This window comes from bacterium (Candidatus Blackallbacteria) CG13_big_fil_rev_8_21_14_2_50_49_14 (assembly GCA_002783405.1).
In the GTDB taxonomy this organism is placed as follows: Bacteria; Cyanobacteriota; Sericytochromatia; order UBA7694; family UBA7694.
The window spans coordinates 1-16193 of the sequence record PFGG01000064.1 but is presented as its reverse complement, the minus strand read 5'-3'; the positions used below and the strand labels follow the sequence as shown (position 1 = coordinate 16193).

Sequence of the window (16193 nt, the reverse complement as noted above, 5' to 3'; positions counted from 1 at the left end):
AATTGCAATTGAGAGAAAGGTTATTGGGTCATGACAGGAATTGACCGCAGTGTAAATGGGCTCAACCAGGATGTTTTCCAGGCTTTAAGACAAATAAAAACCACCGATGGCATCGACGCAAAAGAAGCTCAGACCTTAAAAACAGCGATTGAAAAAGATGGACAAATCGATGAGGCGGAGGCCGACCTGCTTCAGGAATTGACGGGAGATCCCTTTAAAGTTTCAATCCATGGGCAGGAAAGTGCCGGGTTTTCCCCAACCACCCTCTATTTTGGTCAGGCCCGTGAAAAACTCAGTACAGAGGCCAGAGGAACCCTTCAAGGGCTCATCACCCAACACTTTAAAACAAACGACACGGCGTTTAATGCAGAGCTGAAAGCTGTGTTAAGCACTGTCGGAGATGGCAATTTAACCCCTGAAGATCTCAAAAAATTCTCCACTTTTTTAGACCTTTTGGCGCAAATGCCTCCTGACAAGCAAAAGTCTGCCTTGCCAGAACTCAAAGCCAGCCTGATTCAAGCCGCTCAGGGCAAAGGTCAGGTTGATGAGGCCATTGCCAAGGTTCAAAGCTATTTGGAACATAACCCGATACAGTTCCAGGTCAATATGGACGAACTCACGCGCCTGAAAACGGCGGCAAAGTCGGAGCAGACCCTGGATCTTGCCCATTCCATGTCTGGCAAAGACTACAATCGCTTTGTCTTTCACGCCGACCAATATTTTGTGCAGACCGAGGGCCAGTTGCAAACGCAAATGTCTGCCCTTGATGCCCAGATAACCCAGGTCAAGGCAGCCACGCCCGTCAATCAAGCTGAATTAAAGAAACTGGAAAAGCTGAAACATTTGACCCAAGCTTTGCTTGAGGTTCATGCCGAGATCAAAAAATCAGATGCCACCCAACTCAGCAATAAATACGAACAATCCAGCAGCGTCATCGAAAAAGTGGCTGATGCCCGCCGAATTCTTGCCTCCTGTTTGCCAGAAGAAATTGGGGCCCAAAATTATCAGCGCATGGATCAGGTGCTACAAGACTATACCGCCATCGCTCTGTCTTTTCCAGAGCAACATCAGCATCCCGACGCCGTAGGCAAATTGAACTCTTTTTACCTGCAAGTCTATAAACGCGTGCAACAGCTTGAATCGGGGCAGCGTACAGGGTTCTCAAAAGACGTGAGCGGTGCCATTCAGACCTATGCCAGCGATCTCAAAATGCTGATGCATTTAAATCAGGAATTTGGGGCTCTGGATCAAAAACTGGCTCAGGGAGGTTTTTCCTCAGAGCAGGCCTTTGTGGATGCCCACATGGCCTTGACCAAAGGCACCTCAGATAAATTTCAAGAATCTGTGGCCTCGCTGGCACGTGCCAAATGGTATTCTCAGCAAGGACGCACAGCCATTGTGGCTTCAGAGCAAAAATTGACAGAAGCCCGTGGCAAGGTTGAAGATTCAGCCAAAGAATTGGTAAGGGCCCAACAAAATCTCTACTCTGGTTCTGTGGCCGTTCTGGGGGCCCAAGTCAGCTCGGGTGCTCAGACCTGGGATCAGGTTCCCCCTGAAATTCAGGAACTCTTGCTCAACGATTCTGAGATGAATCAATGTGGCTTGAGTGTCGCCAAATCGACCCTGGCCAAGGCCGAGGCCCTGCGTAAAAAAGGAGAAGAACACCTACAGAAATATGAGGAGCTAAAAGCCCAGGGGGGAACGGCTCTGGCTGAAGCAGAAAAATACAAGGCCTCAGCCGTTCAGTTCTTGGACACCTCTGATCGCTATGTCTCCCTTGTCAAATCCGGGGGTTATGCCCAACATCTGAAAGCTCAAACCGATGCAGTCGACCAGAACAATGCAGCCTTGCGCCAGGCCGTGGCGGGCATTGAGCAAGAGGTAACAGCGATCAAAGAGCGTACAGCCTCGTTGGAAAAAGCCAAAACAGCCTTGCAGGGTGCGTTAACGGGCCTGGGCAACGATATCAAATTCGAGGACCTGGATCTCAAAGCCAAGGAACTGGCCGCTGGGGGAATTGAAGAGATCAAAGGAAGGATAAACCAGGCGCTGCTCAAGTATGGCTCAGAACTTGAACCTGCCACCCAGGAATATCTGCGCGATCCCCAAGCCTTTATGGCCGCTCATGCCCAAGACAACAGCGTGGCCAATGTGCGCGAAGATCTGCAAAAGCTCTTCAAAAAACATCCTGAATTGGCCGATACCGTGGCCCAAGAAATGCGCACCTTCCACCGGGAAGTGGGCAGCTTTCGAGCCGATTTAGAACAACAATTGACCCAGGCCAAAGGGGCCCAGGGAGCAGCCACAGATTCTCAAACAGCCCATGAGCAAGAACTAAAAGTCAAGTCGTTGGAACAACAACTGCGCAAACTGGATGCAGTCGAACACCGCCTGGTGGACGGCTGGCTGGCAGCCCAAGGAACCCTGATGGAAGCCCTGATGCAGGCAGGAGGTGACTCCGATCAGGTCAAAGCGAGCCTGGAAGATATGACCCACTGGGTAGAAGACACCCAGCAGCAATACGGTCGACGCCTCTTAGACGAACCCGAACAAAATGCCGCCTTGGCCAAAGATTTCGAGCGTTCCCTGGAACGTCCGGACATGCAGGAATTCAAGGAAAAAATTACTGCCACCACCCAAAAATTTGGTCAACCGGTTCAAACGGTGCCGATGGTGATGGTCATGAAGGGTACGGGTGCAATGCTGAGCTTCAATGCCTATGTCTACAAAACCCGCGATGGCTATATGGCGCTCAATCCTCTGGACAAAAATTTTTACGAAGTGACAGGCAAAGACGCCTCACCAGAAGCTGCGCTGGCGAAAATGGCAAAAACCACCCGTCTGGCCGATGCCACCCTGCAGTACAAAGACAACCAGGGAGTTCACAAAACTGAAATTCAACCCCCAGAAGACACCTCAACCACAGACGGAATCATGGCCGGAGTGGGCTTCGTGGCTGGGGTTGCACTCTTGCTGATTCCCGAACCAACCGTCTCAAAAGCCGCAGCGGTAGCCTGCTTCACCGCTTCAGCAGCCGTGGCGGTAACGTCTACCTATTTCGTGGTCAAGGGCGCCAGCAAAATGGCCGATCTCTATGCCAACGACAATCTGGGCTGGAACAAGGACACCGGCATGGCAGCTTTTGATGTGGGCATGGGCATTTTGAGTGCTGCCGGCGGCGTGGGCTCAATGGGCAAAGCCGCCATGGCGCTCAAGGCCGAATCTTCTCTGCTGGCATATATGAGCAAATTGGCACCGCTGGCTGAATCCAAAGGCTTTACCAAATTCAGTCTGGCCACGGGCCTGGGCGCAGGTCTGCCCATGGCCGGATACCAAATCGCAGAGATTGCCAGCAATAACAAACTGAGTTCGACTCAGAAACAAACGGCAATCGCCCAGATCGTGCTGTTTACGGCCACTCCCCTGGTGGTGGCCGGAGCCTTGGCCCTGAGTCGGCGGGCTCCGGGCATGCCTTATAAACAGTCAGAAATGCAGGAAACCCATGCCCTCTTACAAAAACGCTTGACCGAAACCAGCAAGGCCATGGACACGGCGACCTTGCCAGAGGTGCAAATGGCCTCCAAGCAGAGTCTGCGCGAAGGCATCACCCTTGCCAAGGAATTCTACAATTCAATTGGAGCCGATGCACCCCCTGAATTGCTGGAGATCAAAACCCAGGGGCTGAAACAGATCGAAATCTTGGAAGGACAATTGGGCAAATTTGCCGAGCCCCCGGCCTCTGTTCCAACTCAAGACTTGCCCGTACAAGAAACCGCCCCCCCAGTACAAGAAGTACCGCCACAAGAGTTGGCGGTTCCTGTTCAGGAGCCGCCCGCAGCCGCGAAAGTAGCTCCCGCAGAGCATCACGCACCCAGCCCTCCTCTGAAAGAGCTGTCCCAGGCCGAAATTCCAACGGGCACCTCCACCGCCGATCGTCCGGTGGGGCCGGATCCCGATCTGAGCCCGATTCCGGCCGAAAAACTGAGAGCCGCCCGTCTGCGTCTTTCAGAGTTAAAGCCCGGAGAAAAACTCTCCGCTGCCGATGCCCAAGTTCTTTTACAAGATACGGCGCTGGCAGCTCACGAAGCCCTCTTAAAATCCAACCCCAATAAACCTGCCGAGCAGGTTAACAGCCCCGATGGCAAACAGGGGGCCTGTGGTTTTGGCCAGGCAGCCACAGCTTTCCGTTTGGAAGAAATGGGCATTCCCAAAGACAAAATCCACCCCCATCAGGCTGCAAATGCCTTTGGAAAAGACTCTTTCCGCCATGCCTTTTTAACCGTTGACATGCCCGATGGCAAAACCTATCTGGTGGATACCACCTTCCGTCAGTTTTTTAATGGCGAGCATATGGGCCCCAATCAAGTGGGCGAACCGGGCAGTATTCTCCGCAGTACGCCCGAAGGTCAGATGATCGCCGACAAATTGCTGCGCGATGGCTTTATTGAGCTGACTGACGAGGTGGCCCATGCTTACGGCAATGCCCTCAGAGGAGGAGCCGAAGGCCCACCCATCAGCGCTGAAGGACTGAGTAAACCCACGGTTGAACTCGATTTCGATCGTCCTGAACTGGCGAAAACCCTGCCTGTTCCCGAACCACTGACTCCGCCACCGGCTCCATTAGTAGAAGCACCTTCAGCCACAAGCGCAGATACCCAGCAACATGTGCATGAGGGCGGCACTGAGACCGACCCGAGTTCCCCCTATCAAGGCAAATGGGATGGTTCTGGAATTCATTCCTGGCAAGGAATCAAAGCCAGAGCAGACAAAGATGGCTTTACCATTTCTGCAGTCAAAGAAGATCCTTTGACTGGCGCCCGCCGGGTTACCGTTAAACGTACCGGACTGGATCCCAAAACCAAACAACCCGTTTCAGGCGAGGTCTCAAAAACCGTTTATCCATCCACACTGAAACCCAGTGAAATCGATGTCCTGGCTGAAACTGCTTTCAAAAAAGCCCTGGCGGGAGAGGCCGATACAAAGCTGGAACCCTTTGGTACCAAAACTCGCAAAGATGGCACGCCAGCAGATGGTTTCTTTGAAGCTTCTGTAACCTTGCCCAATGGCAGTGAGTTGCGGATTCAGGGCTGGTTCAAACAAAAAACAGACGGCTCGTATGAAATTTCGAGCCATGCTCCCCGCAACTACAAGGAATGGCCAAGTTTACCGGAGGATAAATGGTAACCCCCATGGATACAACAATGAATTTGGAAGCAATCATGGATTCCCTGCGCACAGAATTTTCAGCTTTAGGCTATGCCTGGGAACTGGTAATGCGAGGGGTTCATTACCATCTTTTAGATGAAAACTCTCTGTTGACTCTGCTTCAACACCTGCACCAGCACCAGGATTATATTCTGGATGAACTGGCCTTTGAATTTATCGCAGACCAGTTACGCATCAAGCTTCTGGATGAGAGCGAAACCTGTTCTGCTCCGCTGATGTTTCGCGCGCTGGCACAAGTCCAGACGCGTTTGGGAAAAGGCCCTGCCCCCCTCCTTGTTTCTGAATCCCCCCAACTGCGTCTCAAAGACAAAGCAGGCGAAACGGTGCTGTCTATTCCCACGGGTCAACGTGTCTTGGTCGGGAGAGGGCCAGACTGTGATCTCTCGTTTCCATCACCCCAGTTGGGACGACGGCAGGCCTATTTTCAGTGTATAGAGGGGGTTTGGACGGTTGAAGATGCTGAAAGTCCCAGTGGCACCTATGTCAATGATGAAAAAATCAACAGGGCCACCCCACTTCAGGAAGGCGATCAGATTTTGCTGGGGGGCGTGTTGTTGAGCGTTGCCTATTAAAAAGAGACAGGCTTTTGAATCTTCACCCTTACCATAGAGTCAAAATGCTAGAACCTGGCATTGAGCATTGGCGTGGGGAATAGAGTCAATGGACTTCATTTTTTGGCTTATATACGCTGACAGACCCTGATTTTGTAACCTTTGCAATAAATTTTCGCTGTTGTGTTTTATCCAAAATTTTCTTTATCTGAGGCAGAGCGATTCTATATGCTTCAGCAATTTCGGGCCCAGTAACTTTGCTTCCAGTAAAAACAAAGACAGCATTGTTGGCTTGTAAAAGAGCATTAAGTTCATCTTGATGGTGCCTGATACGTTTATCTTTTGTGAAAACAACCCAGCCTCTTTTGCCGACTTCTTTAAGCCAGTCTACATCTGGAGTATCCTGGCTAAAGTGATCGTCGTGGAGTTCATATTTTTCAGACTCTTCTGAAAGCATTTGAGCTAAGTGCTTTCTGCCAAGTGATCGGTCAATGAAAAACGTATAATCAGGCTGCACTAATAACGGCTTCAAGCTTGTTTACGTCAATATTAAAATCGTCAGCCAACGACTTTAAATCTTCCCCCGCATCATAGCGATCGAGAACAGACTCAACAGGTATACCTGTACCATTTATGGTCATTCTGCCAAACGAGACATTGAAATCAACCACAAAAATTTTACTGTCTTTGCTGTCCATAATTGTAGGAGCAGGATAAAATCTAGCAGGCAAACCAGTACTGTCTCGCTCGATTCTCTTCAGATAACTTTCGAGAAACGTCTTTAGAGTCAGCTGTCCTCTATTGGTGAGATTAACCAATTGATTGAATTCTTCAATAAAAAGATCCAACCCATCTGTCAGCAAATTGTATTCTGCTAAAGGGTGTTCAACGCCATATTTTTTAGCCAAATGATCAATCGCCGGTCGTATATTGTGCATTGGTATTTGATGGGTTTTCCTGATCGCAGAAAGCACATGAGCCTCAATCATATTGATAAAAGACAACCTGATATGTTCTGGGTCAGCAATAGTAATCAAAGGCTCAGAAAATCGCTTTTCTCCGTTTCTGGTTACATAATGCCTTCCCAAGACCCAAGAGCGTAAGGTGGCTGGCTGAATGTGCAGATATGAGGCTACTTCTGGAAGAGAATAAATAGGTCGGTATCGTCTATCCATACTTGATCCCCTTCCATTCAGTTTTGTATCACCAATATTAACTTATCACTGATTGATAATCAATCACACCCCAAAAGAGGAGCAGCCGGGAACTACGGCGCCCCATTCGTTGCAACCCCAAGTTTAATAAATGAACTGGAAATCAACTGGGAACAGGGCCTGGTGAAGTCTGGCGAGCAAATGCCTCTGTTTTATATTTAACTACTGCTGGGGGCATCATGAACCTACTCCACCCATCAGCCCCGTTCCTGAAATGGCCAGGGGGTAAGCAGCGGCTTTAAAAAACACATAATTATATCTGAGAAAAGAAATGAGAAATTGTGTCAGAGCTTATTCTTGTTGTTACTTTTACGCTCAATTCGTTTATAACATAAACGACATTATCCTCATTCTTTGGGGTTCCTCGTCCAGTTGGCTCAGCATCAACCTGTTCTTTGATCATGCTTGTACAAATTGGGCACATAGCATGTTTACCAAATAATTCAAACCTAGTTGAGGCATGTGAAATCTCTACAGGGATAGCAGAGTCATAGAATGGGTTTTCAAAATGATTATTCAAATATTTCTCAACCGACATTGAGCACCCCATTTTTGGTTAAGGTCATAATTAAGATTAAAATGGTTATGAACTGGTGATTTGAGAGGAGTTGAGTTGTTTTTCTTAACCTCGACCTTAATTTTGTATTCTCATGTATGTTCAGCTTATGCTTAAAAAACTGTTTTTTGAAAGCTGCATGAATCGGCACTTTTTATTTTTATTCCAACATTTTTTCTCTTACCCCTGCTCAATGTCGGTCTCAACTTCATTCTTACCATTAATAAATGCATTTGTAATTTCAGCCATTGTTTGTCTTTCCTATCTATCAAGATTACTATCTGATCCAATTAAAACATGGCGAAATTTAAATGCAAGGTCTACTAAATTTTTTTTTTTGATGGAAACAGGGAGAAGCGGAAGTGATCGCGGTGAATTATCGCGGTGAATTATCGAGTTTTATCCGTGTATTCCAATAAATATGACATATCTGAAACTTGACCCGGTTTTTTTAGTATCTTAGCCAATTCTTGGAGATACCCCTTGTAAGCTGTTTTTAGTAAAGCTGGCTTAAATTTTTTTTTACCACCTATTTCAACATCATCTAAGTTGAATATCATTTCAGAATGAGAATACATAAAAGGATGCGGTTTATGACGTATTTCAACGTCTATCTTAATCTTTCTATCTTCACCAATTAGTTCATTAAGATTAAATTCTTCATTCCGTAAACTTTGAAGCTGGCTTACGTCCAGTTTTAAAATCCCATAATCTAATAAACTTTTAGAAAAATTACTAACGTCAAGCAATACATCTTCTGGTTGAATTGAATATTTTTCGCGGTTATAAGAATCTGCTCTTAATGAAAAAACATTGGCAGTTACAATATCTTTTGCGACCTCATATTCATCAAAAGAAAACCTTCTATATATTTCTTCAGAAGGTTTAAAATCACTATCTACTGCGGAGCCATTTGTATGTAAATAAGACGGTATTAGTAGCTGGTCATCTTGCATTATTTCCTGAAAAAAACCAGGAATACCTTCTTTAATTGCCAATGCAGGGATTATTTCTTCTTTATGCATAAAACAATTATGTTATCTGTTAAATATCGGAGTAAGATGAGTTTGAATTAAGTTCAAAAGCTTTGTAATCTTACACTCATAAACTTTTACATTTCTTAATTCATCTCTTGAGAAATAGATAATTTCACCAGAATTATGTATTTCTATAAGAATGTAATTATCGTTAACATAAAATTCAAACATTACTCCACCATCTTGTGACGCTGACAGTAAGTTTGGATAGATATTATTATCATGCATGTAATCAAGTGCCTGACTTGCTATATCGCATGCGCTTTGATCAGGTGGCTCATCAAACACATCGTCCGGCTTCATCCTTCTAAAGGACAATATTTTTTTTCTTAATTCTACATATTTACTATTATCTTTTACTTTATTATGATAAGTCTGTTTAAACTGTAGTGGTTTTTCAGTTTCTTTCTTTATCACACCATTACTTGTAAATGTTAAATTCGTAAAATTAGGAGTCTGTCCATTGGTTGACGAATAAATAACATACTCATCATTTCTAGCCGAATATTTATTTTTTTCTAAACTTTTAATATCTTGACTAAATGCTGTATTACTCATCAGTCTGCACCCCTAATAATACACGTGTTTTATTGGTAATAATCTGTTCAAATGTACTGCCAATAACAGCATGAGCTCTATCTAAGGAATCAATTAGCTCTTCAAAACTCAAATCATCACGCATTCTTTCGTTTGAAAATGCTTTTATATAACTAAGCTCAACACTAATAAGTGGGTTTTTATCGGAAATATCTTCCATTTCTATAAGCAACTTATCATCGCCGCCACATGGAACGGAAATATTCATTGAGAACTTTCCAATAGTTTCAATTTCTGGCGGAGCAAAAGGGTAAAGCATAAAATAATCAGCTAGATTAAGGGTACTTTCAGGAAGATTAAAATGATTTATGTAGATCAATTTAAATCCGGTAACTGTTGCATCAGGCAATATAGACCAGTATTTTTTAAAACTGTCCAAAACTGTTGGTTTAAAATCAGCCCAGCTTGAATAATGTTTTAAAAAATTTATGCTAAATAGCAAATCACCAAATTGTACTAATCTAGTTTTGTCTTCATTTGCATAATTCCTAAATACTCTACGTACTCTTCTAGATTCTTGAAAGTCGTATTCTGAAGGAATTGGCTTAATCTCTGCTATCAGATTTTCATCTAGGATAGGGAAATCTGATTCAAACGCATTTCTAAGTTTTGACAATTGTTCAAAAGGTAAAATATTGATATTTTTACCAAACAAAAACTGACAAGCAACCTCAACGAGAGGTGACTTGTTATATGCTTTTTCGTTTGCAAAAGACTTTTCTTTCATCTCTGTCTGCTTTATATTATGCATTTTATTGTACACAAGTTAATTAATTAAATATAGCGTAAATTAAAAAAAACCTATACTAGCTCCACGTCTGATTCCTCACCAGCCACCGCGGAGTCTCTTCGCTCAAGCCCAGCCAGTTCCCGCTTCAGAAATACGGCAACCTCTGAAGCATCGCCATCCATCAACCAATCAGGAAAAGCTTGGGAAATATTTTTGCACAGCGGTGCCAGTTCTTGCTTTATCTTTGCGCCATGCTCAGCTTCTTCAGCCTAGCTGAGAGGCTTTATTTTGGGTTCGGGAAGGAAAAGAGAAAGGTTCAGAATATTATTCATGCGATCCATTGTACTCCTGCATTCACGAAAAAACACCCCCGGCGAATCGAGGGTCTTTCACGCCTCAAAAGAGAGTAACTGGCACTTGGCCCAATTACGCAAAGCGAAGACTGCGATGGTGGCAAAAATCAGCCCAGGCACAGCCCCAGATCATGCGCAGAAGCCTGCGGGAGGCAACCACCAAAAGAACGCGCCCAGGCTTTGCCTCCTGGTGCTCTCTGTACCAGCTTTCGATGGTGTTGGGGGGGGGTGGGCCAGACAATTCAGAACAGCAACGAAGAGCTGGGCCCGAAGTTTATAGGTGGCGCGTGAATGGTCTGTGCTGGCCTTGATTCTCCCATGCCTTGACCATATCAGCAGAGATCGCCTTTAATTGTAATAGACCCCACCGCTCCGACACTGAAGAAAAAGTTTGACATTTTCTTCAGTGTCGGAGCGCAGACACAAAAAAACCGGGTCAAAGCCCGGTTAAAGCGTAGAGAGTAGAGAAATAAATTCAAACTTGTTCAAGGTGGGTAGGTGGTGGGGTCCGCTACTCTCTTACACAATGATTATCCCCTATTTCCTCCCCAAGCTTGCCTTAATAAAATTAAGCTCTACTTAAATTAAGGTTATTATTGACTGATTTGACCCCGAAGCTCCCCTGCAGGGTAGGCATGGGTATGCAGATTGAGATAGTAATTCCCCTGTTGAAGGTCCTGTAAGCGGGCCGCCGTAAAGGGTTGCTCGGTATCGGTACGCGACCAGCTCAGGCTGAGTTGGTTGCCAGTAATCTTCACAGCTTTCAGCGCTTCGCCATTGGTGCCTTTGATGCCAAAGTGAATATGCGCAGCCGTTGCTGGGCCACTTAAATTCACAAAATGGCCTTGAAGTGCCAGACGGCTCTGATCTTCACTGACGCGCACCCAAGCCACGCCATGAGCCCCCGACTCCACAGAAGGAACCTCCTGGGCTCCTTCTAAGACAAAAGGAATCACCTGCTCAGCCGTGACTTGCAATTGCCCTCTGATTTCGCCCTTGGTCTGTTTCTCTGTTTGTAAGTTCAGATAAAACTCACCTTTTAAAAGCGCATCGACCTTTTCAGAGCTCAGGGGCTGTTCTGTATCATCACGTTTCCAGATCAGGCTGATCTTATTTTTATCAATGCTTAAAGACTTCAGAACGGTTCCTTCTTTGCCGGGTGCCCCTTGCCCCAGCTCAGCTTTTGTAAGCGCACCACTCAGACCACTCACCACCCCTTTGATCGACAATTCAGTTTTTTCAGCATTTAAACTGGCACTTACAAACCCCACCCCTGCCGTGATCACTTCAGGGGACTCCTGGCTGCCATCCAGGCTGGCACTTAAAAAGCTGCCCACGGGTGCTGGAGAACTGGTCGGCGTAATCAAAGGCAAAGGGCTGGCCGAGCCAGGACTTGAAGGATTCGGTTGATTGGTTTTCGGAGCCTGGCAAGCGGTTAAAACCAGAAGCAGTAGAGAAACTTGAATTGCTTTCATGCGGGAGAAATCCTTTCGATTTGAGCGGGCTGAGATTTTAAAACTCAGCATAACACCTCCCTTGCGAAAACACACCTTTCAAGCCCCGATTCAAAAATATCTCACAATTTATTGAAAATACTGAAAACTGTAACTGCCCTGTAAGTTCAGTGTAAGTTCAGACTGTTAATCTAAACTCAACAAACGGAACAAAAGTTCCCAAACGAAAGGAATCCTCAAATGGAAAAGAAACAAACCGCTAACGAAACCGTCAACACCGCTGTGAAGCAAGGTGAAGAAATGCTGCAAAAAATGTTCGAAGTGCCCAATCAAATCAGTGATATCATGATGAAGTCTGGCAAACAGATGCAGGAAGCTTCGATGGAATACTTCCAGAGCATGGAGCGCATTCAACGTCAGTATATCCATGATATGGGCAAAGTCTGGGGAGCCATGCTGCCTGGTGAAAACAAAATTTGGGAAACTCAAATGCAGGTTCTCGAAAACAGCTATGAAATGTTTGATCGCATGATGGCGGTTGCAAAAAACTAATATGAACAATCGTCTCAGTCAAAAGACCATCTTTCTGACCGGGGCCGCCCGGGGAATCGGCGCGACCTGCGCACGTCTGTTTGTCAACGAAGGCGCACGGGTTTTTCTGGTCGATCGCGATCAGGCTGCCCTTGAAGCCTTGGCTGCTGAACTCAATCAGCAGGGAGAAGTGGCCATTCCTCGGGTTTTAGATATTACCCACCGGGAAGATGTCGCACAAGCCGTAAAATCGATGCATGAAATCTGGGGACGGGTGGATGTCTTGGTCAACAATGCAGGCATTACCCGCGACTCTCTGACCGCCAAGATGAGCGAAGAAGCCTGGGATCAGGTAATTTCCGTCAATCTCAAAGGCCCCATGATTTGTACCCAAGCTGTATTTCCGTTTATGAAAGAACAACAGTCGGGTGTAATTCTGAGCGCCTCTTCAGTCAGCGCCTTGGGCAATGTGGGTCAAGCCAATTATGCCGCCAGTAAAAGTGGTCTGATCGGACTTACCAAAACCTGGGCTTTAGAGTTTGCCCGCTATGGCATTCGCGTGAATGCAGTAGCGCCTGGATTTACAGCCACAGAAATGGTGACCACCATTCCCGAAGAAATTCAACAGAAACTGACCGCTCAAATCCCGCTGCGGCGTTTCGCCCGCCCCGAAGAAATTGCCAAAGCCTACGCTTTTCTGGCAAGTGAAGAGGCCAGTTATATTACCGGACAGGTTCTCTATGTAGATGGCGGCCTGACCGCCGGCTTCTAACGAAAGGAAAAAGAGCATGAAAAAAGAAACACGGGAAAATTATGTAGACAAGCTGATTGGCACCTATTTTGATCAGCTCTGGAGCAACCCCTTCTATCTCAATGGAATGGGTCAGCTCATGCGTAACAATCTGGCCATGCGCCAACAATGGAACAAACAGATGGAGACTTTGCTCTCCTTCTGGCAGTTGCCCAACCAACAGATGCAACAACGCACCTTGCACCAGATCAACACGCTCTTGAGTGAGTGGCGTTTTGAGCGCGATGAGCTCAATGATCGTCTCGATGCCATGGAAAAAGAACTGGCTGAATTGAAAACAACACAAAGTACAACCCAACGTAAGGAGGAACCCAAACGTGCGCACAAGTCTGGAAATGCCCAAGCTGAGTGAATCAGACCCCCGTCTGCAAACGCTTCCTCCTTTGATTCGGAAGGCCCTGAGCTATGATCGCAAACCCGTGACCCCCATGCACCCTGTTTACCAGGAAAACAAGCTGACGGTCTGGAAAGCCAATAGCCCAGAAAAATCCAATAAGGTGCCTTTGCTGCTGGTACCTGCGCTGATCAACCGCCATTATATTCTCGACCTGAGCGAAAAGCACAGCCTGTTTAAATCACTGAGCGAAGCAGGTTATGAAGTGTATCTGGTGGATTGGGGAACCCCTGAAGAAGAAGATCGTTGGATGACTTTTTCTGAAATCTTTACGGGCCCCATGCGCCGAATTGTGCGCAAAGTCACCCGTGAGGCAGGCAAAAAACCGGTTCTCTTTGGTTATTGCCTGGGGGGTATCATCACCAATATTTACAGCAGTATCTTTCCTGAAGACGTGGCAGGCTTGATTGCCATGACAGCCCCTGTCGATTTTTCGCATGCTGGCATCATGGGCCTCTGGACCCGTCCAGATTATCTGAACCCTTATCAACTGGTGGACGCGATTGGCAATGTGCCGCCTGATCTGGTTCAGAATGGTTTCATGTCCCTTCGCCCGGCTCAATCTGTGCGCAAATGGCAATCCGTTTGGGCCAAACAGGACGATGTTGAAATGCTCGACTCCTTTTTCACGCTGGAAAACTGGGTCAATGACAATATCCCCTTCCCCGGTGGTACCTGGCAGGAATACATTCACTGGCTGTATCAGGAAAACCGTCTCTACAAGGACGAACTGTGGATTGGCCAGCACCATGCCCTGCTGAAAAATATCACCTGCCCGGTGCTGAATATTGTCGCAGACAGCGATCATATCGCCCCCCCTGAAGCCTGTCTGGCCTTGAATGAAAAGGTCGGCAGCCAGGACGTAACTGCCGCGCATATGCCCGGTGGACACGTTGGGATTATTGCCAGCAGTAAGCTCTTTGGCAAACTGGTAAATTTGGTGGTAGAGTGGTTGGATGGACGCGCAGCCTCTCTCATTTAAAAATCCATCTCTGCTGCTGCAGACGCTTTCGGAACAACTCCGGATTCGTCTGCAGTATGGCCCTGAGTTTATTGGGGATCTTGAACAGATTGAGGTGGGGCTCACGCCTCGGACCTGTGTCTATGAGGAAGGGCCCCACCGGCTTTTCTGTTACCCTGGCCAAGGTGAAACAAAGCAACCCATTCTCTTGGTTTATTCTCTGATCAACCGGCCCTATATCTTCGACCTGCGTCCAGGCCGCAGTCTGATTGAATATCTCTGCGCCCAAGGCTATGATGTCTATCTGCTGGATTGGGGGGATCCCACCCCGGATCTGGGCATGGCCAGTCTCGGAGATCTGGTTGCTGGCACACTCAAACGCAGTGTGCGCCGTATTTTACGCCGCCATCAAGTCAAAAAAATTCCGATTTTGGGCTATTGCATGGGCGCGACCTTTGCCACGCTCTATGCCGCCTTGGAACCCGAGAAAGTAGAACGCCTGATTCTGCTCACCCCGATCTTGGGCAATGATGAAGGCGGAACGCTCCAGAATATTGTCTCACACCAGTCGCTTTCGCCCAGTCTAATGGAAGGGCAACTCATATCCGGGCGCCAGCTCAAACTCTTTTTTAATTCGATCCGCCCTGTTCAGGTGCTTAAAAAAGAACGGGATTTCTGGCAGAACTATGATAAAGAAACCTTTATGGAGCATTTTTTACCCGTTGAAAAATGGTCTAATGATACCCCAGATTTGCCCGGCAAAGCTTTTCAGGAATTGATTCATTTGTGCATCAAAGAAGATGCCCTGCGCAAAGGCCCATTGAATTTGGATAATTTTGAACTGGACTGTCACAAAATCACCTGCCCAGTCTTGGCGGTTGTCGCCAAACACGATTGGATTATTCCCGTCAGTTCACTCAAAACCTGTGGAGAGGTTCTGCCCCATTCAGACTATACACCCTACCTCTTAAACGGAGGCCATATTGGCCTGGTCGTCGGCAAGGCCTCCAGCGTGCTCTGGAAAGATCTCAATGCCTTTTTAAGCGGTGAAAAAGTACAAGGGCCGCAAACCTAGATTTCATCGAGAAGCGCAAGCAAGATCTCGTATTGGTATTGATCCGCCAGTTCAAACAGATACATACTGTGTTCTGTAGGCTCTAATTGCAATAAGAGCGTTTTTACACGTTCGCCATCGCCTAAAAAAATCGCCTCTTGAATTTTTTCTTTCAATGGGCTCTGAATTGTTTCTTGAAAAGCAGGCAGGAGACTGTGAGGAATCGGTTCCGGGTGCATTTTCTGCGGCTGAGAGACCGGTTCCTGCCCAAGATATCGAAAAACCACTTCCAGCAGTTCATCCATATCAAAGGGTTTAATAATGCACTCCACGGCCCCGGCTTCGCGAATTTTATCCTGTTCTACTTCAAAGGCCGAAGCGGTTACTGCAATAATCGGAATCTGTAAATTCAATTGCTTTAATGCCTGCATCACATCATACCCAGTCATCCCTGGCATACAAATATCCAAAAGAATCAAATCAGGCTGATGATTCTGGCAATACTCAAGGGCTTCTTCACCATTTTGCGCCTCAATCGTTTCAAATTGAAGCTGTTTAAAGAAATCCACCAAGACATCCCGGTTTGAAGGGGTATCATCGACAATCAGAATACGAGAAGGTTTCACTCTTTGCAAGACCGCTTTATCCCATTGCTGAGAGTGTAAACGCGCAGCTAATCTGGGACAGTTTTGCAGCTAATCTGGGACAGTCTCAGATCAGATGA

At 46.6% G+C, this 16193-nt stretch carries 15 protein-coding genes; 8 read left to right on the top strand and 7 right to left on the bottom strand.

Features of this window, described 5'->3' with window-relative positions; genetic code table 11:
- Positions 1 to 30 precede the first annotated feature (30 nt).
- Together COW20_15420 and COW20_15415 are read left to right on the top strand one after the other, a co-directional pair.
- A complete protein-coding gene (locus COW20_15420; GenBank protein PIW46309.1) occupies positions 31 to 5184 on the top strand; it encodes a hypothetical protein in 5154 nt (1717 codons plus the stop codon).
- The gene (locus tag COW20_15415) at positions 5178 to 5798 is read left to right on the top strand and encodes a hypothetical protein (GenBank protein PIW46308.1); all 621 of its coding nucleotides are present in this window, start codon (positions 5178 to 5180) and stop codon (positions 5796 to 5798) included. Before COW20_15420 ends, COW20_15415 begins: the two co-directional genes overlap by 7 nt.
- 85 nt (positions 5799 to 5883) lie before the next feature.
- Here COW20_15415 and COW20_15410 read toward each other — a convergent pair whose 3' ends face one another.
- The 5 genes from COW20_15410 to COW20_15390 form a co-directional block, all read right to left on the bottom strand.
- On the bottom strand, positions 5884 to 6234 hold the full coding sequence (locus tag COW20_15410) for a hypothetical protein (protein ID PIW46307.1): 351 nt from the start codon (positions 6232 to 6234) through the stop codon (positions 5884 to 5886).
- Between the two features lie 49 nt (positions 6235 to 6283).
- Positions 6284 to 6952, bottom strand: coding sequence for a hypothetical protein (locus COW20_15405; GenBank protein PIW46306.1), 669 nt, complete (start codon positions 6950 to 6952; stop codon positions 6284 to 6286).
- Positions 6953 to 7936: 984 nt separating this feature from the next.
- On the bottom strand, positions 7937 to 8572 hold the full coding sequence (locus tag COW20_15400; GenBank protein PIW46305.1) for a hypothetical protein: 636 nt from the start codon (positions 8570 to 8572) through the stop codon (positions 7937 to 7939).
- A 12-nt stretch (positions 8573 to 8584) separates the two neighbouring features.
- Positions 8585 to 9142: a hypothetical protein gene (locus COW20_15395; protein PIW46304.1), complete on the bottom strand. Its 558-nt coding sequence runs from the start codon at positions 9140 to 9142 to the stop codon at positions 8585 to 8587.
- Positions 9135 to 9932 (bottom strand): hypothetical protein, encoded by a 798-nt coding sequence (locus COW20_15390; GenBank protein PIW46303.1) that lies wholly within the window; start codon positions 9930 to 9932, stop codon positions 9135 to 9137. The genes COW20_15395 and COW20_15390 overlap by 8 nt, the downstream gene beginning before the upstream one ends.
- Positions 9933 to 10241: 309 nt before the next feature.
- Between COW20_15390 and COW20_15385 the strand changes: the two genes are divergently transcribed.
- On the top strand, positions 10242 to 10544 hold the full coding sequence (locus COW20_15385; protein ID PIW46302.1) for a hypothetical protein: 303 nt from the start codon (positions 10242 to 10244) through the stop codon (positions 10542 to 10544).
- A gap of 313 nt (positions 10545 to 10857) precedes the next feature.
- Here COW20_15385 and COW20_15380 read toward each other — a convergent pair whose 3' ends face one another.
- Entirely contained in the window at positions 10858 to 11790 is a 933-nt protein-coding gene (locus tag COW20_15380; GenBank protein PIW46301.1) for a hypothetical protein, read from the bottom strand.
- A gap of 168 nt (positions 11791 to 11958) precedes the next feature.
- Between COW20_15380 and COW20_15375 the strand changes: the two genes are divergently transcribed.
- The 5 genes from COW20_15375 to COW20_15355 are packed head-to-tail and all read left to right on the top strand — an operon-like array spanning position 11959 to position 15490.
- Complete coding sequence (locus tag COW20_15375) at positions 11959 to 12270, top strand: hypothetical protein (protein PIW46300.1); 312 nt, start codon at positions 11959 to 11961, stop codon at positions 12268 to 12270.
- A gap of 1 nt (position 12271) precedes the next feature.
- Positions 12272 to 13021, top strand: a complete 750-nt coding sequence (locus COW20_15370) for a 3-oxoacyl-ACP reductase (GenBank protein PIW46299.1) — start codon at positions 12272 to 12274, stop codon at positions 13019 to 13021.
- Between the two features lie 16 nt (positions 13022 to 13037).
- A complete protein-coding gene (locus COW20_15365; GenBank protein ID PIW46298.1) occupies positions 13038 to 13412 on the top strand; it encodes a hypothetical protein in 375 nt (124 codons plus the stop codon).
- Positions 13396 to 14436 (top strand): hypothetical protein, encoded by a 1041-nt coding sequence (locus tag COW20_15360; protein ID PIW46297.1) that lies wholly within the window; start codon positions 13396 to 13398, stop codon positions 14434 to 14436. Before COW20_15365 ends, COW20_15360 begins: the two co-directional genes overlap by 17 nt.
- Entirely contained in the window at positions 14411 to 15490 is a 1080-nt protein-coding gene (locus tag COW20_15355; GenBank protein PIW46296.1) for a hypothetical protein, read from the top strand. Before COW20_15360 ends, COW20_15355 begins: the two co-directional genes overlap by 26 nt.
- On the opposite strand, the gene COW20_15350 is transcribed toward COW20_15355, so the two are convergent.
- On the bottom strand, positions 15487 to 16164 hold the full coding sequence (locus COW20_15350; GenBank protein PIW46295.1) for a hypothetical protein: 678 nt from the start codon (positions 16162 to 16164) through the stop codon (positions 15487 to 15489). The two genes, COW20_15355 and COW20_15350, sit on opposite strands and share 4 nt — an antisense overlap.
- Positions 16165 to 16193 lie beyond the last annotated feature (29 nt).